The sequence below is a fragment of the Halegenticoccus soli genome (genome assembly GCF_002844195.1).
GTDB classification, from domain to species: Archaea; Halobacteriota; Halobacteria; order Halobacteriales; family Haloferacaceae; genus Halegenticoccus; species Halegenticoccus soli.
This window is the reverse complement of sequence record NZ_PEND01000002.1, coordinates 230,364-251,415: the sequence shown is the minus strand read 5'-3', so window position 1 is coordinate 251,415 and position 21,052 is coordinate 230,364. Positions and strand designations below refer to the sequence as shown.

The 21,052-nt window shown below is 69.2% G+C and carries 26 protein-coding genes; 12 read left to right on the top strand and 14 right to left on the bottom strand.

The annotated features are described in order from the left end of the window. Positions 1-179: 179 nt before the first annotated feature. The 3 genes from CNO20_RS06230 to CNO20_RS06220 all read left to right on the top strand — a co-directional run bounded on the left by CNO20_RS06230 (position 180) and on the right by CNO20_RS06220 (position 3,319). Positions 180-1,175, top strand: coding sequence for a radical SAM protein (locus tag CNO20_RS06230; protein ID WP_101295275.1), 996 nt, complete (start codon positions 180-182; stop codon positions 1,173-1,175). Positions 1,176-1,324: 149 nt separating this feature from the next. Then, positions 1,325-2,047 carry a hypothetical protein gene (locus CNO20_RS06225; RefSeq protein WP_101295274.1) on the top strand — a complete coding sequence of 241 codons (723 nt, stop codon included), beginning with the start codon at positions 1,325-1,327 and terminating at the stop codon, positions 2,045-2,047. A gap of 147 nt (positions 2,048-2,194) precedes the next feature. Further along, a complete protein-coding gene (locus tag CNO20_RS06220) occupies positions 2,195-3,319 on the top strand; it encodes an ORC1-type DNA replication protein (RefSeq protein ID WP_101295273.1) in 1,125 nt (374 codons plus the stop codon). Between the two features lie 44 nt (positions 3,320-3,363). Here the strand turns inward: CNO20_RS06220 and CNO20_RS06215 are convergent, their stop codons facing one another. From CNO20_RS06215 to CNO20_RS06195, 5 genes are all read right to left on the bottom strand, one after another. Continuing rightward, positions 3,364-3,993, bottom strand: coding sequence for a DUF2238 domain-containing protein (locus CNO20_RS06215; RefSeq protein WP_101295272.1), 630 nt, complete (start codon positions 3,991-3,993; stop codon positions 3,364-3,366). Beyond that, positions 3,990-4,574, bottom strand: a complete 585-nt coding sequence (locus CNO20_RS06210) for a hypothetical protein (protein WP_101295271.1) — start codon at positions 4,572-4,574, stop codon at positions 3,990-3,992. Before CNO20_RS06210 ends, CNO20_RS06215 begins: the two co-directional genes overlap by 4 nt. A gap of 47 nt (positions 4,575-4,621) precedes the next feature. Continuing rightward, the gene (locus CNO20_RS06205; RefSeq protein ID WP_101295740.1) at positions 4,622-4,939 is read right to left on the bottom strand and encodes an SDR family NAD(P)-dependent oxidoreductase; all 318 of its coding nucleotides are present in this window, start codon (positions 4,937-4,939) and stop codon (positions 4,622-4,624) included. A 536-nt stretch (positions 4,940-5,475) separates the two neighbouring features. After that, positions 5,476-5,775: a type II toxin-antitoxin system RelE family toxin gene (locus CNO20_RS06200; RefSeq protein ID WP_101295270.1), complete on the bottom strand. Its 300-nt coding sequence runs from the start codon at positions 5,773-5,775 to the stop codon at positions 5,476-5,478. 10 nt (positions 5,776-5,785) lie between these two features. Then, the gene (locus tag CNO20_RS06195; protein ID WP_101295269.1) at positions 5,786-6,067 is read right to left on the bottom strand and encodes a ribbon-helix-helix domain-containing protein; all 282 of its coding nucleotides are present in this window, start codon (positions 6,065-6,067) and stop codon (positions 5,786-5,788) included. Between the two features lie 224 nt (positions 6,068-6,291). Between CNO20_RS06195 and CNO20_RS06190 the strand changes: the two genes are divergently transcribed. Continuing rightward, positions 6,292-6,957, top strand: a complete 666-nt coding sequence (locus CNO20_RS06190) for an HD domain-containing protein (RefSeq protein WP_101295268.1) — start codon at positions 6,292-6,294, stop codon at positions 6,955-6,957. Between the two features lie 136 nt (positions 6,958-7,093). Here CNO20_RS06190 and CNO20_RS06185 read toward each other — a convergent pair whose 3' ends face one another. The 4 genes from CNO20_RS06185 to CNO20_RS06170 form a co-directional block, all read right to left on the bottom strand. Continuing rightward, the gene (locus tag CNO20_RS06185; protein ID WP_101295267.1) at positions 7,094-8,614 is read right to left on the bottom strand and encodes an HAD-IIA family hydrolase; all 1,521 of its coding nucleotides are present in this window, start codon (positions 8,612-8,614) and stop codon (positions 7,094-7,096) included. Between the two features lie 154 nt (positions 8,615-8,768). Then, positions 8,769-9,695, bottom strand: coding sequence for a glycerophosphodiester phosphodiesterase (locus CNO20_RS06180; RefSeq protein WP_101295266.1), 927 nt, complete (start codon positions 9,693-9,695; stop codon positions 8,769-8,771). Positions 9,696-9,829: 134 nt separating this feature from the next. Next, positions 9,830-11,038, bottom strand: coding sequence for a CDP-glycerol glycerophosphotransferase family protein (locus tag CNO20_RS06175; protein ID WP_101295265.1), 1,209 nt, complete (start codon positions 11,036-11,038; stop codon positions 9,830-9,832). Between the two features lie 54 nt (positions 11,039-11,092). After that, the gene (locus tag CNO20_RS06170) at positions 11,093-11,875 is read right to left on the bottom strand and encodes a sugar phosphate isomerase/epimerase family protein (RefSeq protein ID WP_101295739.1); all 783 of its coding nucleotides are present in this window, start codon (positions 11,873-11,875) and stop codon (positions 11,093-11,095) included. A 168-nt stretch (positions 11,876-12,043) separates the two neighbouring features. Here CNO20_RS06170 and rpiA point away from each other — a divergent pair, with 168 nt between their 5' ends. Beyond that, a complete protein-coding gene (gene rpiA, locus CNO20_RS06165; protein ID WP_101295264.1) occupies positions 12,044-12,739 on the top strand; it encodes a ribose-5-phosphate isomerase RpiA in 696 nt (231 codons plus the stop codon). Between the two features lie 154 nt (positions 12,740-12,893). Here the strand turns inward: rpiA and CNO20_RS06160 are convergent, their stop codons facing one another. Further along, a complete protein-coding gene (locus CNO20_RS06160) occupies positions 12,894-13,061 on the bottom strand; it encodes a DUF1931 family protein (RefSeq protein WP_101295263.1) in 168 nt (55 codons plus the stop codon). A 201-nt stretch (positions 13,062-13,262) separates the two neighbouring features. Between CNO20_RS06160 and larB the strand changes: the two genes are divergently transcribed. The 3 genes from larB (at position 13,263) to CNO20_RS06150 (ending at position 14,699) form a co-directional block, all read left to right on the top strand. Continuing rightward, complete coding sequence (larB, locus tag CNO20_RS06155; RefSeq protein ID WP_101295262.1) at positions 13,263-14,033, top strand: nickel pincer cofactor biosynthesis protein LarB; 771 nt, start codon at positions 13,263-13,265, stop codon at positions 14,031-14,033. Between the two features lie 171 nt (positions 14,034-14,204). After that, complete coding sequence (locus CNO20_RS24495; RefSeq protein WP_449405038.1) at positions 14,205-14,354, top strand: DUF7563 family protein; 150 nt, start codon at positions 14,205-14,207, stop codon at positions 14,352-14,354. A 102-nt stretch (positions 14,355-14,456) separates the two neighbouring features. Then, positions 14,457-14,699 carry a GIY-YIG nuclease family protein gene (locus CNO20_RS06150; RefSeq protein ID WP_101295261.1) on the top strand — a complete coding sequence of 81 codons (243 nt, stop codon included), beginning with the start codon at positions 14,457-14,459 and terminating at the stop codon, positions 14,697-14,699. 6 nt (positions 14,700-14,705) lie between these two features. On the opposite strand, the gene CNO20_RS06145 is transcribed toward CNO20_RS06150, so the two are convergent. Continuing rightward, positions 14,706-15,299, bottom strand: a complete 594-nt coding sequence (locus tag CNO20_RS06145; RefSeq protein ID WP_101295260.1) for an NADPH-dependent FMN reductase — start codon at positions 15,297-15,299, stop codon at positions 14,706-14,708. Between the two features lie 162 nt (positions 15,300-15,461). Here CNO20_RS06145 and CNO20_RS06140 point away from each other — a divergent pair, with 162 nt between their 5' ends. Then, positions 15,462-16,838 carry a phosphoglucomutase/phosphomannomutase family protein gene (locus CNO20_RS06140; protein ID WP_101295259.1) on the top strand — a complete coding sequence of 459 codons (1,377 nt, stop codon included), beginning with the start codon at positions 15,462-15,464 and terminating at the stop codon, positions 16,836-16,838. Positions 16,839-16,847: 9 nt separating this feature from the next. Further along, positions 16,848-17,363, top strand: a complete 516-nt coding sequence (gene arsN2 / locus CNO20_RS06135; RefSeq protein WP_101295258.1) for an arsenic resistance N-acetyltransferase ArsN2 — start codon at positions 16,848-16,850, stop codon at positions 17,361-17,363. Positions 17,364-17,370: 7 nt separating this feature from the next. Here arsN2 and CNO20_RS06130 read toward each other — a convergent pair whose 3' ends face one another. Then, positions 17,371-17,775, bottom strand: a complete 405-nt coding sequence (locus CNO20_RS06130; RefSeq protein ID WP_101295257.1) for a GNAT family N-acetyltransferase — start codon at positions 17,773-17,775, stop codon at positions 17,371-17,373. 8 nt (positions 17,776-17,783) lie between these two features. Further along, positions 17,784-17,984 (bottom strand): ubiquitin-like small modifier protein SAMP2, encoded by a 201-nt coding sequence (gene samp2, locus CNO20_RS06125; protein WP_101295256.1) that lies wholly within the window; start codon positions 17,982-17,984, stop codon positions 17,784-17,786. 158 nt (positions 17,985-18,142) lie between these two features. Here samp2 and CNO20_RS06120 point away from each other — a divergent pair, with 158 nt between their 5' ends. Next, on the top strand, positions 18,143-19,120 hold the full coding sequence (locus tag CNO20_RS06120) for a replication factor C small subunit (protein ID WP_101295255.1): 978 nt from the start codon (positions 18,143-18,145) through the stop codon (positions 19,118-19,120). 12 nt (positions 19,121-19,132) lie between these two features. On the opposite strand, the gene CNO20_RS06115 is transcribed toward CNO20_RS06120, so the two are convergent. After that, the gene (locus CNO20_RS06115) at positions 19,133-20,083 is read right to left on the bottom strand and encodes a cation diffusion facilitator family transporter (RefSeq protein WP_101295254.1); all 951 of its coding nucleotides are present in this window, start codon (positions 20,081-20,083) and stop codon (positions 19,133-19,135) included. 230 nt (positions 20,084-20,313) lie between these two features. On the opposite strand from CNO20_RS06115, the gene CNO20_RS06110 reads away from it, so the two are divergent. Beyond that, positions 20,314-20,838: a metallophosphoesterase gene (locus CNO20_RS06110; RefSeq protein ID WP_101295253.1), complete on the top strand. Its 525-nt coding sequence runs from the start codon at positions 20,314-20,316 to the stop codon at positions 20,836-20,838. Positions 20,839-21,052: the final 214 nt, after the last annotated feature.

Genomic DNA, 21,052 nt, shown 5'->3' with positions numbered 1-21,052 from the left:
CTCGACCGGAAGGCGGCGTGCGACCCCCGGACGGCGTGATCCGATCGGCGCGCGATCCGGTCGGCGCGTGATCCGACCGGCGGAACGAGAGGCGCGGATCGGACCGCGCGGTGACCGATTCCGCGGGCGGCCCGGAACGCACGATTTTTCCCGCTCGGCGGGCAACGGATCGACAACCGATGATCTCGAAGGGCTGCGAACAGTGCGCCATGGGGGGGAAGATGGTCCTGTTCGTCTACGGCTACTGCGACGAGCGGGACTGCTTTTACTGCCCGCTCGGCGAGAACCGCAAGAACGTCACCGACGTGTACGCCAACGAGCGGCTCGTCGAGTCCGACGAGGACGTGGTCCGGGAGGCAAAGCGCATGGACGCCCTCGGCACGTCGATCACCGGCGGCGAACCGCAGGAGGCGCTCGACCGGACCTGTCACTACCTCTCGCTTCTGAAGGGAGAGTTCGGCGAGGACCACCACACGCACCTGTACACCGGCATCACTGGCGGCCGTGAGAACATGCGCCGCCTCGCCGACGCCGGCCTCGACGAGATCCGCTTTCACCCGCCCTACGAACTGTGGGGCGACCTCCACGGGACCGAGTGGGAGGAGATCCTCTACGTCGCGCGCGAGGAGGGCCTCACCCCCGCCTTCGAGATCCCCGGCATCCGGGCCGAACCGGAGTTCCTGGAGTTTCTCGACGAGGGGGCCGCCGAGTTCTGCAACGTCAACGAGTTCGAGATGAGCCAGGGGAACTACCGGCGCATGCAGGAGCAGGGGTACGAACTCCAGGAGGGCCACATGAGCGCCGTCGACGGGTCGAAGGCGGCCATCCTCGACGAGATGGGCGACCACCCGCGCGTCTACTTCTGCACGAGCGTGTTCAAGGACGCGGCCCAGCACCGCAACCGGCTGAAGCGCATGGCCCGAAACGTCCGCCGCGAGTTCGACGACGTCACGGACGACGGCACGATCGTCTACGGGAAGACCTGGGAGACCGAAGAGCGCCTCAGGGAACTCGGCGTGCCCGGGGAGTTCTACACGGTGAAGCGGAACCACGTCGAACTCGCGTGGTGGCTGCTGGAGGAGATGGTCGAGGAGGGCGACGTGGAGAGGGGCGAGATCGTCGAACAGTACCCGACGGTGAACGGGACCGTCGTCGAGCGGACGCCGCTGGCGTAGCCGGCGACGGCGACCGCGCCTCGCTCGCGCCGCTGCACGCGGCGCACCCGGACGCCGACCGCGGGCCGGACGGCTGCGGGCCGGACGGCCGCGGCGACCCGCTCGATCGAAGCGAAGCTGTTTATGGGGTGAGACGGAGAGCGTAGTGCATGGACCGACGCTCCCTGCTCGCAACGGCCGCCCTCGCCCTCGCCGGATCGTCGGCCGGGTGTCTGGACACGTACTACAGGGTCCACCCCCTGCCGCCGATCGCCGGACGGGTCGTCGGTAAGGGGATGACGGGGCGGAAGCCCGACGCGCCGTCCGACTCGTCGGCGTCGCTGCTCACGGTCGAGCCGGACGCGTTCGGCGTCGACCCGACCGTCGAACCGGCGGGGCCGTGGGCGGACGAACCCGCGAACGTCACGGTGACGTCGGAGGCGGAGGAGGGCCTCCTCGACCGGTACGACGAGGTCTTCTATCACGTCCGGGTCGAACACGAGAACGCGAACCACGTCGACGGAATCGGAGCGGGGGACGTCGCGTGGTACAGCGCCGATCGAGCGACGTTCAACCGCCTCATGGTCGGGGACGACATCCGGTTCCAGCTCGGCGTCACGGGGCGGCCGCGGCTCTCCGGCGCGAGCCGGATCGTCCGGCGGGGGACCGTCCGTCGCCTCGGTGCGCCGGATGGGGGCGGAGGCGCGGCGGGCGACGCGGCCGGAACGGGGTACAGCGCGGTCGTCGACCACGGTCGGCGGGGCGACGTGCGGTTGACGAGGCGGTACGCCACCGACGAGGGGACGTTCGGGCGACTCTCGGAGGGGAAGTCGATCGCCTTCCACGTCGCGGGGGACTACGGCGACGTGATCGACCGCCTCGCGGGCGAGTAGCCGATTCGTCGAACGACGCGCAGCCGTCGAGCGAGAGGGGGCTTTCGGGAACGTCAGCGTCGACCTCGCGATCGAATCTGCGTGGCTGAACGCTGCGGACCGCCCGGTGGCAAATCATTAAGTACCCGCCGGAGCGTGGTGAAAGTGATGCCAGACGACCCCGAGGGGGGGATGCTCTCGTGGGACGAGTCGATCTTCCGCGACGAGCGCGTCTTCGAGATCGACTACGTCCCGGAGACGTTCAAGCACCGCGAGAGCCAGATGCAGAGCCTCCAGTACGCGCTGCGTCCGGCGGTCCGCGGGTCGCGGCCCCTGAACACGATGGTCCGCGGACCGCCGGGAACCGGGAAGACGACCGCCGTGCAGCGGATCTTCGGCGAGCTCCGCGCGCAGACGGACGTCCGGACGGTCCACGTCAACTGTCAGGTCGACTCGACCCGCTACGCCGTCTTCTCGCGCATCTTCGAGGGCATCTTCGAGTACGAACCGCCCTCCTCGGGCATCTCGTTCAAGAAGCTGTTCGGCCAGATCACGGACCGGCTGGTCGAGGAGGACGAGGTGCTCGTCGTCGCGCTCGACGACGTGAACTACCTGTTTTACGAGAACGAGGCGTCGGACACGCTGTACTCGCTACTCCGGGCGCACGAGGCGCACGCGGGCGCGCGAATCGGCGTCATCATCATCTCCTCGGACCTCTCGCTGGACGTGATCGACGCGCTGGACAGCCGCGTCCAGAGCGTCTTCCGCCCCGAGGAGGTGTACTTCCCGGTGTACGACGCGCCGGAGATCGTCGACATCCTGCGAGAGCGCGTCCGGCGCGGCTTCCGCGACGGGGTGATCGGGTCGGAGGTGCTCGACCGCGTCGCCGAGCTCACCGCCGAGAGCGGCGACCTGCGCGTCGGCATCGACCTGCTCCGGCGGGCGGGGCTCACCGCCGAGATGCGCGCGAGCAAGACGATAAGCGTCGACGACGTCGAGACGGCCTACGAGAAGTCGAAGTACGTCCACCTCTCGCGGAGCCTGCGGGGGCTGAGCGACTCCGAGCGCGCGCTCGTGGAGGCCATCGCCGAACACAACGGCGAACAGGCCGGCGCGGTGTACGAGTCGTTCCGCGAGAAGACCGGCCTCGGCTACACCCGCTACTCGGAGATCGTCAACAAGCTCGACCAGCTCGGGATCATCGAGACGACGTACGCCGACATCGAAGGGCGGGGGCGATCGCGGGCGCTGTCGCTGACGTACGATCCCGAGACGGTCCTCGACAGGCTGTGACCGCCGGCCGGGGCGGAACGCGCCCGATTCGCGTTTCCGGTCCGCTACTCGTCGAGAACGCGGCGCGAGATCGCCCGCGAGAGGGCGTCGCTGACGCCGCCGCCCCACGCCGCGACGATCACCGCCCCCGCGACGTTGAACAGGAGATCGAGGACGATGTCGTCCAGTCCGTACTGGGCCAAAAGCGCCCGCCCACCGATCAGGGCGGCGAGCCCGCCGGACGCGAACTCCGCGATCTCCCAGAGGACGCCGAACGCAAGCACAAAAACGATCAGGTAGATCGCGCGCACCTTCGATCGGAGCCGCACGTCGTCCGAGTGGATCTCCAGCGCGCGGATTACGGCGTAGCCGCTGACGGCGACGACGGACGCCGAGAGGGCGTGCGCGACCTGGTCGTACCACGGGATCGATCGGTACGGCCCGAGCGCGCCGACGGCGTGGAGGAAGACGGCGGCCGTGATCCACAGCGTCAGTCCCGCGTCCATCGGGAGGCCGTAGTCGCGTCGCAGGAGGGCGGGGACGAACGTGATGGCGAGGGGGACGGCGCTGTTGAAGAGCAACCCGGCGTTCAGCGTGACGGCGGCGTAGCCGACGATGCCGACGAGAACGAGCTGCATGAGCCTGACCCCGGTGCGCTCGTAGGTCTCCAGGTCGAGCTGATCCGCGAGCGTCATTCGCCGTCCCCCCGCGGGGAGAGGCCCCGAACGCCGCCGTGGTCCGCCCGGTAAAAGTACCGCTCGAACCCCAGACCGCCGAGGACGCCGACCGCGCTCGACACGACGAGATCCCACATCAGGTCGTTGGGGCCGCGGAAGAAGGACGCCCCGAAATAGAGGTCGGCGAGCCCCCGGACGGTCGTCCAGACCCCGGCGACCGCCATCGTCGTCAGAACCACGAAGGCCACGGCGAACCGGCGGCTCATCCTCGCGGCCGTGAAGGCGTGGAGATCGACGGCGACGGAGAGCGCGAGCGCGGCGACCGCGAAGTACGCCGCGACCTTCGTGAGCGGCTCGAACGGCTCGACGACGGGCGGGATGGCGACGACGGCGAGCAGCCACCACGGCAGCATCACCGACGGATCGCGGGCCGCGAGGGGCGGGACGGCGGCGACGAGCGCGGCGACGACGGCGAACCCGGCCCAGAGGAACGAGCCGAGCGCGGCCTCCGCGACGGCGACGGCGAACAGGAACGCCAGGATGGCCCACGCGACCGCGGCGTTCGTACCGCCGTCCGCGAGGAGGTTCCGGAGCGCCATGCGGGCGAGTAGGACGCCGCCGTCCGTAAATCGCCCGGCGGGAGCGGTCAGAACTCCTCGACGGAGAGGTCGGTCAGCCCCCGCCAGGACGCGCCGCTGGCGTGGTTGACGAGGACGTCGACCGGCCCGAGTTCCTCGCGGATCGACTCGAAGGCGCGGGCGATCCGATCGGGATCGGCGAGATCCGTCGGCACCGCGAGCGCCTCTCCGTCCCCCGGAGCGTCCCGCAGCTCCGCGGCGAGGCGTCGGAGGTACTCCTCCGAGCGGGCGAGCAGCGCGACCGAGCACCCTTCGGCCGCGAACTTCCGGGCGAGCGATTCACCGAGACCGGGTCCGACGCCGGCGACGACTGCCGTGCGGGCCATGAAGAGCGGTCGCTCGGGAACGGCAAAACCCTTCGGCGCGGAGCCGTCGATCGGACCGACGTGCGCCTCCTCGCGGACGGACCGTCCCGCGGCGCGCGGCGGCGCGGGACCGAAAAGCGTCACGCACCGCGTCGCGGTCCGTGCCCACGGTAGGGCGTCGGGGGCCGCGTCGGAGCGGACGCGGTCCGCGAGCGCGTCCGCGCGTCCGTCGATCCGGGAGGAGGTCTTGGTTGTTCGAGGCCTCTTCGACGAACTCGTCATGTGCTGCCGCGCTCACGAGAAGCGAGAGGAACGAGTCGAGCGAGTGGATCGTACTCGCGTCGCGGTCGAACTGAAGATACGGATACGTGAGTTCTCTGAGGTCACGCGTAATGACCGTCACAGGCGGCACGCCCTTCCCGTCCGGCGCTGCTCTGACGGGCGTGGGTTCGCGGTCTCGTCGTACGGGGGGAGACGTTCGGCCCCGCTCTCGCCGTTCTTCTCGACGTACTCTCTCGCCGCTTCGAGAAACTGTTCTGTCCCATCACTCGGGTTCGTCATTCGTCGTCGCGCCAGGACCCCCAGACTTCGCGGTATTTCCCGAGTTCGCGGTATTCCTTCTTCCGCTCGAAGACGTCGATGGCGTAGATCGTCTCGTTGTCCTTGTCCCAGTCGATCAGCACGCGGAAATCACCAACACGGAGCTTGTACCGCGGGTGGTTCTTCAACCGGTCGAGGAAGTGCTCCGGGAAGTCGCCGATGTCTTCGAGTTTGTTGATGACGCGCTTCGCGTCTTCTGTCTCGAACTGCTCAACCGTCGAAAAGAACGTTTCGGTCAGAACGACGTCATGCGCCACTCGTCAGCCCTCACCCCTCGCTTTCGTCCTCGATGCCGAGTCGGTCCTTCGCTTCCGTAATCGACATCGTCCGTCCTGCTGCCACGTCCGCGTACCCCTGGGAGACACCCTCCTGCGCCCCGGGCGTCAGAATCGGCTCCGTCGTGTCGCGCAGCACCTCACGGATGAACTCCGACCGATTGGTGTAATTCAACTCCTCGGCAAGTTCGTCAAGATCTTCCAGAAGCCGCTTGGGGACTTTGACGTTGAGCTTGACCATCTCGCCGTTGTTCTCGCCCGTGTCCGTTCTCATACACCGTGGTACTCGCGTGGTACACATAGAACTGTCGCTCACTCGTTCTCACGCGGGCCGAAATTATTGGAAACTCATTTGTCAGCAAAAGCATAGAACAATCGTTAAATGCAGAGCGTAAATTCAGCAGACGGTGAGTCTCGATAGCGCAGTTCGGTTGATGTGGTAGTGTGCAGGATTCCATAGATAGAAAAACTCGTGAATTCTCTCCTCGGACGACAAGTATGGCTCAGGACTTAGACTCCCTCGCTCGAACGCTGTCGGTGCCCTACTACGAAGACGCCCTCCCAGCGCACGACATTTTCCACGCGAAGCGGGTTCACGATGTGGCACTCCGCTTAGCAACTGAGTGTGAGGAGACTGTTGACCTGGACGTACTCTCTATGGCGACGTGGCTACACGACATCGGTCGTCCCCGTGAGCGAGTCGGAGAGGTTGACGACCACGATAGATGGGGCGCACGAAAAGCAGTAGAACTGCTTGAAAGAGAAGCGGTCCCGTCTGACCTCATCGATGCGGTCAAATACTGCATCACGACTCATAGTATTCGAGCCAGTTCCCCCGAACCGGAGACTATCGAAGCGAAGTTGCTCTTCGACGCAGACAAACTGGACGCCGCGGGGGCGCGTGGTATCGTTCGTTTAGCCTGTATCGTCGGTGAGCGGTCGGGGCGAGCAGGAGACCGCTATGCCCCAATAGACGACGCATCCGTTTCTGAAGGAGACACATCGGAACGACCGGACATCGAATTGCTTAGGGAGTGGGCCAGAGAACGTCTGGACTTGCTATATACCGCACCTGGGCGTCGTCTTGGTGAGTCTCGCTGGGACTTTATGAATGAGTTCTTCGCACGCTTTGACAAGGAGATCGGGATTAAAGGCGAGAAATAACGCAGGAGTTTACTGGGTGATGGATACGCACGCCTACTTAAAGAAGCGCTGCTATCGATTCAGAGGTCAGACTGAATAAAGAAACCGTACTACCAACTACTGGTAAGGGGCGCCGACAGTGCGCGGCGGCGGTCAATCAGAGGAGCTCCGCGAGCGCGCCGACGGACGGGACCACGAGCGACGGGGAGACGGAGCTCTCCTCGACGGCCGCGCGGTCCGCGTCGCCGGTCAGGACGCAGACCGAGTCGCAGCCGACGCGCTCGGCCATCCGCATCTCGGTGCCGAGTCGGTCGCCGACGACGACGGCCTCCGACGGCGAGACGCCCCGCTCGTCGAGGACGTGAGACACCATCTCCGGGTTGGGCTTGCCGAAGACGCGCGCGGGCGACCGGCCCGTCGCGGCCTCGACGAGCGCGCCGATCGAGCCGCAGTCGGGGACGAGTCCGTCCGCCGTCGGGCAGACGAGATCGGGGTGCGCGAGCAGGAACTCCGCCCCGTCGCGGACCGCGAGCGTCGCCCGGCGGACCTTCTCGTAGTCGAGTTCGGTGTCGAACCCCACCACGACGTGCGACGGATCGTCGGCGTCGACGTCGACGCCCCGCTCGCGCATGGCGTCCCGCATCGCCTCCGTGCCGACGACGTACGCCCCGTCGGCGGCCTCCCGCAGGTACTCGATGACGCCGTCGGTCGAGAGGATGACGTCCTCCGGTGACGCGGGGACGCCCAGCGAGGTGAGCTTGTCCGCGTAGTCGGTCTTCCACCGCGAGGAGTTGTTCGAGAGGAAGTACACGTCGGTCCCGCCGTCGCGGAACGCCGAGACGACCGCCTCCGCGCCGTCGACGAGCTCGTCCCCGAGGTAGATCGTCCCGTCGAGGTCGAAGAAGGCGAGTTTCTTCGACCGGAGGTCGCCGATCGACGCGAACCGCCGGTCCGCCTGGACGAGGTCCTCCGCGGTGTCGATCTCGACCCACGGCAGCCCGGCGATGTCGACCGGTCGAGCGTCGTGGCGGCCGGTCCGGAGCACCCGGTCGATCGCGATCTCCGACCAGCCGCAGTACTCCCGGTCGCGATCGATGAGGTGCTCCACCTGGTCGAACAGCGCCGCCGAGAACGACGCTGAAAAGCGGTACACGTCGATGGAGGAGGCGTGCGCCTCCTCGCGCGGGACGCCCTTGCTGATGTGGGAGACGCGGCCCGCCTCGTCGACCGTGATCTTCATCGCCTCGTCGGAGTACGTCGAGGTGTCGCAGGCGATGGCGCTGTCGCCGTCGGCGGCGAGGAGCCGCTCCGGCACCCCGGGATCGAACACCACGTCGCCGTTGCTCAGCACGAACGGCTCGCCGTCCACGGCCTCGCGCGCGAGAGATAACGAGTAGAGGTTGTCGGTGTTCGCGTACACCTCGTTCTCGATGACCGACACCGAAAAGCCCTCGTACTCGGCCGCGACGCGCTCGCAGAGGCGGGCGGTGTGGTCGCTCAGGTAGCCCGAGACGACGTGCACCTCTGAGATCCCGGCCTCGGCGTACGCGCGCAGCTGGTGGGCCAGGATCGGCGTCGAATCGACCGTCACGCAGCACTTCGGCTTCCGGAGCGTCAGCGGCTTGAGCCGAGAACCGATACCCGCAGCTAAGACGACAGCCTGTGAACAGCGAGCCATTGTACAGGAGATACCACTGGTGGCGCAATAAATGCGAGTATTTTCCGGTAATTAATGGAATTCTCTCGGGTAGTTCACGAAAAGGCGAAAGACTCGGAAGGAGACAGGAACAAGACCGCGGAAAACCGGAGTCCCGATCCGGCGAGCGAGCCGGTCAGTGGAGGGAGATCGAATCGGCGCGCCGTTCGCCGGCGGCCGCGCCTTCGGGCGCGGCGTCGAATCCGAGGAGCCCCGGATAATCCGTGATGATGCCGTCGACGCCCGCCTGGCGGAGCTGGTCGGCCTGGTACCAGCTGTTCACCGTCCAGGCGTTGACGGCGCGACCCTCGTCGTGGGCGATCTCGACGAGATCGACGGGCTCGAACGGGCCGGAGCAGTACTCCTCGTTGAAGAGCTCCGTGCCGTAGATCATGTTCCAGGGCGGGTGGATCACCTCGCAGTCGTGTCGGCGCGCGACGCGCAACCCGTCTGCGATGGAGTCGTAGAAGACGGCGGCGATCGGCACGGACGGGTCGATCTCCCGGACGGCCGCGAGCGCGCCCTCGTGGAACGACGAGACGAGGGCCTCGTGGGGGTACGCGTCGAGCACGTCGAGCACGTCGGCGGCGAAGTCGTGCCACCGGCGTCGCTGGCGGTCGAGCGCGTCGGCGTCGAGCGCCCCGTACTCGACCGCCGCGGTTCCGGGGTTCTTGAACTCGACGTTGAGGCCGACCGACGGCGGGACGAGGTCCAGGATCTCGGAGAGCCGCGGGATCGACTCGCCGCTGCCGAGAACCTCGAAGCGCCGAAGTGTCTCGAATGGTGTCTCCCAGACGGACTGTTCGCGGAGCCGCGCGGGCGCGTCGGTGAGCCGCGCGAGGTCCGTGTCGTGAAAGACGACTATCTTGCCGTCCGCGGTCGGCATGACGTCGAGTTCGACCACGTCGGCCGGATCGCCGAACGCCCCGCCGACCGCGCGTTCGAAGGCCGTGCGCGTGTTCTCGGGGGCGATTCCCGCGAATCCGCGGTGGGCGATGCACGCGACGTCGTCGGTCTGGAGAAGAGAATCGGGTCGGTCGGTGGCTCCCGTTGGACACGCCATGTGTGATCGCGTTGTTCCACCATAGAACGATCCGCTATATCAAACTGTCTGTTGGGTATACATACCACTTGTCCCGACACAGTACACCAACCCATGACTATATAGCCCGTGCGGAAAGGGCTGATTCGTCCCCCTCAATCAAGGCGGTCCCTCACGGCGTCGCAGACCGCCGCCGCCCGCCCGCCGCCCCGGTGGTCGAAAAAGCGGTCCCGGACCGCCCGCCGCTCCGCCGCGAACCGGTCCTCCCCCCCGAGCGTCCGATCGACCGCCGCGAGGAGTTCGTCGCCGTCCGTCGCCGTCGGCCCCGGCGTGACCGAGTCGTACTCGTAGTAGAACCCGCGCCCGGCGCGGTACTCCCCGAGGTCGTAGGGGTAGAAGATCACCGGCTCGTCGAGCAACAAGTACTCGAAGAACACGGAGGAGTAGTCGGTTATCAGCGCGTCCGTGTGCGGGAGCACCGGGTAGACGTCGGACTCGGACGGGAGCCGGAGGAGCCGCGAGTAGTCCGACACGTCGCGGTCCAGGCGCTCCTCCGGGTGGAGCTTCAGGACGAGGTACGCGTCGTGGGCGTCCAGGAGGCGGTCGAGCGCGTCGAGATCCAGGTGTTCGGTCGCGCGCGCGTCCGGCTCCTCGCGGAACGTCGGCAGGTAGAGGAGCACGTCGTGCCCCTCGGAGAGCCGGCGGATCTCCGCGAGCGCGTCCGTCGCCACGCCGACGTCCGCGTCCGGGACGGGTTCGAACAGCACGTCGGTCCGGGGGTAGCCCGTGACCGCGAACCGCTCCGGCGGCAGGCGGAACCCGGAGACGAACACGTCGAGCGTCCCCCGGCCGGTCAGGGCGACGCAGTCGTACCGCCGGTAGAGGTACCGGGAGGCCGACCGGACGACCGGCGGCAGTTTCCCGAGTTCGGCGTCCCAGGAGACCCGCTTCATCGGGATGCCGTGCCAGAGCATGACGACCGTCGCACCGCCGACGGTCCAGCGGTTCACGTCGCGGAAGTTGTGGGTCAGGAAGACGACGCCGGCGCGGAGTTGCAGGAGGACGCCGCGGGGCGAAAAGGGGTGGTACGCCTCGTACCCGCGGGACCGGAGCGCGCCGATCACGTCGCGGTCGCGCGCGATCCAGACCGCTCGCACGCCGGGGCAGCGGTCTGCGACGTGGAGGAACTGGTACTTGCTGTTCTCGCCGAACGTCGAGCCGCCGCGGGCGCCGAAGACCCACAGGTCGTCGTCGCGGCCGACCGCGCCGGTGGCGAGCGCGACGGCGGCGTGGACGACCGCCTCGGCGAGGAGCGAGCAGTAGCGGCGGAGCCGACCGACGACGGTGCGGGGGCTCACGGGCATGGGGCGACCCCTGCAGGCGGCGTACGGCGGGGCGGATCACGCCGACGCCGGCCCTCAGGCGAGCAGTGCATCGAGCTTGCGCTTTCCGAGTTCGAGGTAGTCGGCGTCGAACGTGTACACTTCGAGCGAGGCGGTCCCGTCCCAGTCGGCGTCGAAAAGCGGGGCGAGCGCCGTCGGGAAGTCGAGCGTCCCCGACCCGAACGGGAGGTGCTCGTCGCGCGGACCGCGCGTGTCGTTGAGGTGGAGGTGCGAGACGCGGTTGAGGTGCGCCTCCAGGAACGCCGCGATGTCCCCGGCCTCGAACCCGTCGACCCGCGCGTGGCCGGTGTCGAGCGTCATCGAGGCGTCCGTCCCGTCGAACACGAGGTCGAACTCGTCGATCGTGAGCGGGACGCCCGGCAGGTTCTCGACGCAGATCTCCAGCCCGCGGTCGCGGGCGAACGCGTCGAGGTCGTTCACCGACTCGACGATCGCGGGGTAGATCTCCTCGGGCTCCCACTCGGGGGGCGTCGCGTCCGAACTCGGGTGGAGAACGGCCTTCTCCGCGCCCATCCCGGCGGCGTCCTCGATGCACACCTTCTGCTCTTCGATCGACGCCTCGCGGATCCGGTCCCGGGGCGAACCCAGATCGAGATCCGCGAACGGGAGGTGGACCAGGAGGTCGAGCCCGCGGTCCGAAAGCGCCTCCGAGAGCGCCGCGCGGTCCAGCCGCGTGCGCTCGGTCGCGCCGTCCATGTACAGCTCGACGAAGTCGAACCCGAACGCCGCGGCCTGCGCCGCGGCCTCGGAGGCGGCGACGTCGCCCGTGTGCGTCTGCGTGACGAATCCGGTCCTCATGTCGTTCACCACACTCTCCGTCGCCCGCGGGGATAAACCCCCTCCGGCAATACGTCGGCCACGGAAACCGATCGGCTGTTCGGCCGGTCCGGAGTCCGGCGTCGAACGGGCGCGCTCGACGGCCGAAAACCCCGAGCGCTTTTGCTCCGCGCCGGGAACACGCCCCACATGAAGAACACCGGCGGAAGCGACGGGGCGAAACGCCGCGCCGGCGAGAGCGCCGCGGCGCTCGCCGACGACGGGATGACGGTCGGACTCGGCACGGGGAGCACGGCGGCCCACGCGATCCGGGCGCTCGGCCGCGCGGTCGACGCGGGGCTCGACGTCCGGGGCGTCCCGACCTCCTTCGCCTCGCGCGAACTCGCGCGCGAGGTCGGGGTGCCGCTCGTCGCGCTCGACGAGGTCGAGTCGGTCGACCTCGCCCTCGACGGGGCCGATCAGATCGCCGGCGGCGACCTCATCAAGGGCGGGGGAGCGGCGCACGCGCGGGAGAAAATCGTCGACGCCGCCGCGAAGCGGTTCGTCGTGGTCGCGGACCCCTCGAAGGAGAGCGACGCGCTCGACCGCCCCGTGCCGGTCGAGGTGCTCCCCGCCGCCCGGACGGCCGTCGCGCGCGCGATCGAGGGCGCGGGGGGCGAGCCGACCCTCCGGAGCGCCGAGCGGAAGGACGGACCGGTAGTGACCGACAACGGCAACCTCGTGCTCGACTGCGACTTCGGGCGGATCGACGACCCGGCCGCGCTGGCGCGGACGCTCTCCGGGACGCCCGGCGTCGTCGAGCACGGGCTGTTCGTCGGCCTCGCGGACGAGGTCCACGTCGGGACCGACGAGGGGGTGACGGTCCGCCGATTCGGCGGCGAGTGACGGTCCGCTGATTCGGCGACGCGCGACGGTCTATCGGTTCGGCGACGAGTGAGAATCTCCCGGCTCGGCGGGGAGTGGTCGTCCCGGACTCGCCGGCGCGGCGCCGTCGCTCGGGCGCGAAAAATATCGAGAAGCTTCGGTCCGAAGACCCTGCTTACAGGTCGCGGGGCTGGACCGTCTTGCGGTCGTTTTCCTCGGCGCGGCGAGCGGCGTCGTCGAGAAGCTCCTTCACCTGCTCGTCCAGCGCGTCGTAGAAGTCCGAAGCGACGTTCTTGTCCTGCAGCGCTTCCTTGACGGCGGCTTTGACAATGAGGTCTGCCATGCATTCCCGCATACCGCCCCCTTATTAATAAGATTTCCCAAATCGCACCGTCAGCCCTTGTGTCGCAGGTATGTGGCGGAATCTAGCCGACGGATTCATATACCCTCGCGTTGATAGCTGCGAGGACCCTGCAGGGGCCCGCGGGACCTCACGGGCGACCGGGAGCGACACCTACGAGTACCGGACCCCCGTAGGCCGACCATGCGCGACATCCTTGAAGCGGTCGCACGCGGGGATCTCTCTCCCGCGGCCGCGGAGGCGCAGTTGCGGGGGTACGCGACCACCGACGCCGGGCGATTCGACGCGGCGCGCGAGACGCGCCGGGGCGTGCCGGAGGCGATCCTCGCGGAGGGAAAGACGGCCGACGAGGTCGCGACGCTCGCGGCCGCGGCGGTCGAGACGACCGGCAGGGCGATCGTCACCCGCGCCGACGACGCGACGGTCGACGCCGTCCGGCGGGCGGTCCCGGAGGCGTCCGCGGCCCGCGACGGCCGCGCGCGGACAGTCGTCGTCCGCGACCCCGACTTCGAACCGCCGTCGGTGGACGCGACCGTCCGCGTCGTCACCGGCGGCACCTCGGACGCGGCGGTCGCGGGCGAGGCGGCCGTCATCGCGCGCGAGATGGGCGCGACCGTCGAGCTCATCTCCGACGTCGGCGTCGCGCACCTCGGCCGCGTGCTGGATCACCTCGACGCCCTCCGGGCGGCCGACGTGCTCGTCGTCGCCGCGGGGCGCGAGGGCGCGCTCCCGACGGTGGTCGCGGGGCTCGTCGACACGCCGGTCATCGGCCTCCCGGTGCCGACGGGGTACGGCGCGGCCGGCGAGGGCGAGGCCGCGCTGTACGGGATGCTGCAGTCGTGTACGGTGCTGTCGGTCGTGAACGTCGGCGCGGGCTTCGTCGCGGGCGCGCAGGCCGGGCTGATCGCGCGGGCGGTCGCGGCCGCGAGGGAAACGGGATCGGCGACCGAGTAGGCGATCGGACGGCTAGTTCGCCGATCGAACGGTAGTCCGTTCCTCGAACGGGACTGGTTCACGCCTCGAACGCGGTTTTTGTCGTTCGCATGCGCGTGCGCGCGTGAGGAAGGGTATTTGAGCCTGGGACACATACGACAGGGTACCGGCTACGGTGGATGCCGGACGAACATGCCAAGTTGCGACCACTGCGGGTCGCACGTGTCTGAGCGCTTCGCGCGCGTGTTCGCAGACGAGTACGGGCGAGTGTTCGCCTGTCCCAACTGTTCCGCGAACGCGGGAATCGCCGAAGTCGCACGCCAACGCACCCGCAACGCCTGACCGCTGACCGGGTAACGCAACACGACCACCACGCGAAGCTGTTCTGTCCGCCGCGGCCGCGGAACCCCTCGGACTTATTCCCGACGGGCCGTACCCGCGTCCGTGCACTACGTCTACGTCGTGGAGTGCGCCGACGGCACCTACTACACCGGATACACGACGGATCCAGACCGCCGGGTCGAGGAGCACAACGACGGGACTGGGGCGAAGTACACGCGAGGTCGGACGCCGGTGGAACTCGTCCACGCGGAGTCGTACCGCTCGAAGTCGGCCGCGATGAGCCGCGAGTACGAGATCAAATCGCTCTCGCGGCGGCAGAAGGAGCGGCTGGTCGGCGAGGGGTAGCGACGGCTACTCGCTCGCGTCAGCGGCTTCCGGCCGCCGCCGGAGGAGCGCGGCGTGCGCTGCGACCTTTCGGCCCAGCTTCTCGGTGCGCTCTCGGAGCGGTTCGTCGACGAACTCGTACTCGATACCCTCGCCGTCCCCCTGGATCGACGGGACCTCCTCGAACTTCTCGTAGGCGCTCCGGATCCCGACCTGGTGGGGGATGACGAACCCGTGGACGCCCCTGACGGTGCTCCGGAGGTGTTCGAGAGTGCTGCCGTAGGAGCCGCCCCCCGCGACCGCGAGCAGCCCGACGGCGGTGTCCTCGTACTCGTCGAACGAGCAGTAGTCGTGGAAGTTCTTGAACGTCGAGGAGTACGAGCCGTGGTAGACGGGCGAGCCGACGATCACGCCGTCGGCCTCGCGCACCCGGCGCAGCAGGTCCGGCGAGTCGCCCTGTTCGTCGATGTCGGGGTGGTACAGCGGGAGGTCGACCGCGCCGAGGTCGATGAAGTCGGTGTCCGCGCCCGCCTCGTCGGCGGCGTCGAGCGCGTACCGGAGCGCTGCGCGAGTGTAGCTTCCTTCGCGGCGGCTGCCGCTGACGGCGACGACTGTCGTCATTGTCCACCTTTCGGGGACGCGCGGATAAAAGGTGCCCGAGACGGCCCGCCGCCGCGCCGTCACCCCGACGTACGGCCGTCGAGAATCGCTAGCACCCGACGCCGGGGGCGTTACCACCCGACGGTGAGATGGTTTTTTACCGGGTGAGGGGGAGGGTAGGATATGGACGAGATTTCGTTCGGCACGGACGGTTGGCGGGCGACGCTCGACACCTTCACCGACGAGCGAGTGCGCGTCGTCGGGCAGGCCGTCGCCGACTACCTCCGCGAGGAGGGGCGCGACGAACCCGTCCTCGTGGGATACGACGCTCGCGAGACCTCCGAGGGGTTCGCGGAGAGCCTCGCGGAGGTGCTCACCGGCAACGGGTTCGACGTGCTGCTCCCCGAGCGCGACCGCCCCACGCCCGTGGTCGCCTGGGGGATCGTCTCGCGCGGCCTCGCGGGCGCGCTGATGGTGACCGCCTCGCACAACCCGCCGGAGTACAACGGCGTGAAGTTCATCCCCGAGGACGGCGCGCCCGCGCTCCCCGAGGTGACGGAGCGCATCGAGGCGAACCTCCGCGAGCCCGACCTCCTCCCGGAGGGCGAGCGCGGATCGACGGAGCGCGTCGACCTCGTCTCGGACCACGCCGAGCACGCCCGCGACCTCGTGGACGCCGGGGATCTCTCGAATCTCACGGTCGTCTACGACGCCATGCACGGCAGCGGTCGGGGCGTGACGGACGACCTGCTCGAATCCGCCGGCGCGGACGTGGTCCGCCTCCGAACCGACCGCGACCCCACCTTCGGCGGGGAGTCGCCGGAGCCGAGCCCGGAACACCTGACGGGGCTCGTCGAGGCCGTCCGCGAGCGCGACGCCGACCTCGGCGTGGCGAACGACGGCGACGCCGACCGCCTCGCGGTCGTCACGCCCGGCCGGGGCTACCTCGACGAGAACCTCTTCTTCGCGGCGGTGTACGACTATCTCCTGGAATCCGACGCCGGCCCGGCGGTGCGGAGCGTCCCGACGACGTTCCTCATCGACCGTATCGCCGAGGCCCACGGCGAGGAGGTGATCGAGACGCCGGTCGGGTTCAAGTGGGTCGCGAAGGCGATGGGCGAACACGACGCCCTCGTCGGCGGCGAGGAGTCCGGCGGCTTCAGCGTCCGGGGGCACATCCGCGAGAAGGACGGCGTCCTCATGGCGCTGCTCGCCGCCGCGGCGGTCGACGAGGAGCCGCTCGACGACCGCGTCGACCGGCTGACCGACGAACACGGCGACATCGTCTCGGACAAGGTCAGCCTCGACTGCCCCGACGGCGAGAAGGAGCGGGTGCTGTCGGACCTCGAAGCGGAGATCCCGGAGACGGTCGCCGGCCACGAGGTGGCGAAGGTCGTGACGCTCGACGGGTTCAAGCTCCTCCTCGACGACGGCTCCTGGCTGCTCGTCCGCCCGAGCGGCACCGAGCCGAAGATGCGCGTCTACGCCGAGGCCGACAGCGAAGACAGCGTGGGCGAACTCCTGGCCGACGGGCGCGAGCTCGTCGAGTCGGTCCTCTGAGGGACGGAGATGGGGACCGCGATGACGATCCGTCGGGCGACCGCGTCGGACCTGGAGGCCGCCGTCTCGCTCCTCGAACGGAGCGGCCTCCCGGCGGACGACGCGCGGGAGTCGGGCGTCGAGCTGTTCGTCGGAGCCGTCGACGCCGAACCCGGCGTCGTCGCCGTCGGCGGCCTCGAACGGTACGGCTCCGACGCGCTGCTCCGCTCGGTCGCGGTCGACGAGCGGCGGCGGGGGTCGGGCTACGGCCGGGAGATGTGCGACGCGCTCCGGGAGTACGCGTCGGCGCGGGGCGTCGAGACGCTGTACCTCCTCACGACGACGGCCGCCGACTTCTTCGAGCGACTCGGCTTCAAGCGGATCGACCGGAGCGACGCGCCCGAGGCGATCCGGGAGACGGCGCAGTTCGCGTCGCTCTGCCCCGAGTCGGCGACGTGCATGAGAGCGGACGCCGGAGGCGGATCGGTCGAGTCCGTCGAATCCGTCGAGTCCGACGGGTCGGTCGACGGCGACGACTCGCCCTGAGAGCGGGTCACCGCTCGCGGCGCAGCCGCCCCCGCAGCCGCCTGCTCCGCGGTTCGACGTCGAACCCGAGCGACTCGTAGAACGGCCGGACGCGCGGGTCGAACTCGGCGGTCAGGTCCCCGGTCCGAACCGCCGCGGCCTCGACGAGCGCCGATCCGATCCCCCGCCCCCGGCGGGTGCGACGGACGGCGACGGCTTCGACGCGCGAGCCGTCGAGCGCGAGCGCGCCGACGACCGCGCCGTCCGCCTCGGCGACGAGCGCCTCCCCCGCGGCGATCCGCTCCCGGACCGCGTCGGCGTCGGCTTCGAGCATCGCGGCGTCGAGAACTCGCATGACGTCGAGGAGGTCGTCCGGGTCGGCCTCGCGAACCGTCGCGTTCGGCGAGTCGTCGGCCGTCGGTCCGTCGCCCATCGCGGCCGCTACCCCCCCTTGATGAGCCGCAGCACCTTCACGCGGTCCGTCTCGACGGGCTGGTCCTCGGGGACGGGGCGGCCCTCGACGAGCACGCTCACCTCGTGCGGGCTGAGGTCGAACGGAGCGAGGAGGTCCGCGTAGGTCGCGTCGTCGGCCACCCTGACCGCGCGGGTCTCCTCCCCCACGACCTCGACGGTGACGTCCATGCGGGACGGTCGGACGTCCGGCGGTTTCAGCGTTGCCTTCGCGGGGCGGAGCGGGCGAGCCGTTCTATCGGATCGCACGTCGAACCGCCCCGCGGTTCGGGCGACCCGCGCGACCCCATCTCGGGGACTTTATCACCCGACCGGCCCCTACGGCGGGTATGAGCGAGGCCGAGGCCGAGGGTCCGTCGCCGGGTCGGGAAATCTGGATCGAGAAGTACCGCCCGCAGACTCTCGACGACGTGTTCGGACACGAGGACATCGTCTCCCGCCTGGAGAGCTACATCGAGCAGAGCGACCTGCCGCACCTTTTATTTGCCGGCCCAGCCGGCGTGGGAAAGACCACCTGCGCGACCGCCATCGCCCGCGAGGTGTACGGCGACGACTGGCGCGGGAACTTCCTCGAACTCAACGCCTCGGACGAGCGCGGCATCGACGTGGTCCGCGACCGCATCAAGAACTTCGCGCGGTCGTCGTTCGGCGGGTACGACTACCGCATCATCTTCCTGGACGAGGCTGATTCGCTCACCTCCGACGCCCAGTCCGCCCTCCGCCGGACCATGGAGCAGTTCTCCGACAACACCCGCTTCGTCCTCTCGTGTAACTACTCCTCGAAGATCATCGACCCCATCCAGTCGCGGTGCGCGGTGTTCCGGTTCTCGCCGCTGTCGGACGAGGCGGTCGCGGCGCAGACCCGCGAGATCGCCGAGAGCGAGGGGATATCGCTCACGGAGGAGGGGCTGGACGCGCTGGTGTACGCCGCCGACGGCGACATGCGCCGGGCGATCAACTCGCTGCAGGCCGCGGCCACGACCGGCGAGGTCGTCGACGCCGAGGCCGTCTACACGATCACGAGCACCGCCCGGCCGGAGGAGATCGAGTCGATGGTGGCGGCCGCGGTCGACGGCGACTTCGCGCAGGCGCGCTCGAAGCTCGACCGCCTCCTGACCGAAACGGGGATGGCCGGCGGCGACATCATCGACCAGCTACACCGCTCGGTGTGGGATTTCGACCTCGACGAGCGGGCGGCCGCCAGCCTCCTGGAGCGCATCGGCGAGGCCGACTACCGGATCACGGAAGGCGCGAACGAGAAGGTGCAGCTGGAGGCGCTTCTCGCGTCGGTCGCGCTCGACGGGTAACGGCGACCGCTCTCAGATCTCCGGCTCGATGTAGACGATCCTGACGCGGTCGTCCGCCTCCCGGAGCTTCCGCTTTATCTGCGTGATGTCCTCGTCGAGATCGTCGGTTTCGAGGTCGGGGTCGAAACTCACCTCGGCGGTGACGAGCACCTGGTTTGCGCCGACGAACATCGTCCGGAAGGCGTCGACGTGGGTGACCGTCTCGTGCGAGCGGACTACCTCGCGGAGGTCGGATTCGACGGATCTCGGGAGGCTCTCGCCGAGGATGAGCCGCTTGTTCTCCCAGGCGAGCGCGACGGCGAAGCCCATCAGCATCACCCCGATGAGCAGCGCCGCGAGCGCGTCGTACGTCTCGTCGCCCGTGAACTCCGACAGCAGGATGCCGACGAGCGCCAGCGCCGCGCCGCCGAGCGCGATCGCGTCCTCGGTGAACGCCGTGAGCGTCGTCACGTCGCTCGTCTTCCGGAAGGCGTCGACCAGCCCGTTCCACTCGTACTCCGCGATCTGGCGGCGGAGCTCCGCGTTCGCCTTCTTGAACGCGTAGGTCTCGAACCCGATCGCCCCGAGGAGGACGACGACGTTCACGTAGATGGGGTCGAAGGGGCCGATTCCGAGGAACTCGACCGGGTGGCCGCCCCCGCCGTGGCCGCCGTGCGTCAGGGCGTCGTAGCCGTGCTTCACGCTCTCCCACCCGGCGACGCCGAACAGCAGCACGGCGACGAGGAAGCTGTAGAAGAACTGCGCCTTGCCGTAGCCGAACGGGTGGGACGGCGTGGGCTCCTGACCGCTGTACCGGATGCCGAAGAGCAGGAAGACCTGGTTGCCGGTGTCGGAGATGGAGTGGTACGTCTCCGAGAGCATGGAGGGGCTGCCCGTGAGAACAAACCCGAAGAACTTCATGACCGCGATGGCGCCGTTTGCGATGAGCGCGGCGAGGACGACCGACGTGCTTGCGCCTGCCATGTCGCTCACCACACGAGCGCGCCGGATAGACCTTCCGCCCGGTCGACGGATCGGCGAGTCGGTGGAGCGGTCGGGGCGGCCGATCGGCGGATAGGCGGATCGGCGGGTCGGTGGGTCGGCGGAGCGGTCGGGGCGGTTCACCGCGCGGCCGCTCGACGCTCCGGCCGCCGTCGGCCGCGCTCCGTGCCGGAGGGACGAGTGGTTTATTCCTGGGCGTCGTACGGTCGGCGATGCTCACTGTCGTCTCCGACACCCACGGCAGGGACAGCCACCGACTCACCGGACGGACCCTCGAGGCGGTTCGGGAGGCGGATCTCGTGGTCCACGCCGGCGACTTCATGACCGAGACCGTCCTCGACGCGTTCTACCGGGAGGCCCGGACGCTCCGGGCCGTGTACGGGAACAACGACGACGGCGCGATCCGCGAGCGACTCCCGGAGGCCCGGACCGTCGAGTACGGGGGGGTCCAGTTCGCGGTGACGCACACGCGGCGCGGCGGGCCGACGGCGCTCTCGCTGTTCGGCAGGGAGCGGAACGCGGACGCGGTCGTCTTCGGGCACAGCCACCGCCCGACCTTCGACGCGACCGGGGAGATTCCGCTACTCAACCCGGGAAGCCACGCCCAGCCGCGGGGGTACCGCGCGGCGCACGTCGAACTCGAACCCGTCAACGGCGGTCTCAGGGGGCGGTTCTGCACGCCCGGCGGCGAGGTGTTCGACCGGTTCGACCTCCCCGCCGCCGGGACGATCGGCTGATCTCGACGGACGGGAGCGTCGCGGGCGGAAGCTGAGATCGGCGCGGAGCCGCCGCGAACGGAACGCGTCGGGAGAACGGAGGCACGCGCCGCCCGCATCGGCGAGACGGACGCACACTCGGGGTCGGGCGCCGGGCACGCCCGGACGCACGGGTCGACGGGGACGGACGGGAAAGCCGCGGTGGAGGGCCGAAGCGGGCGTCGCAATTACGCGT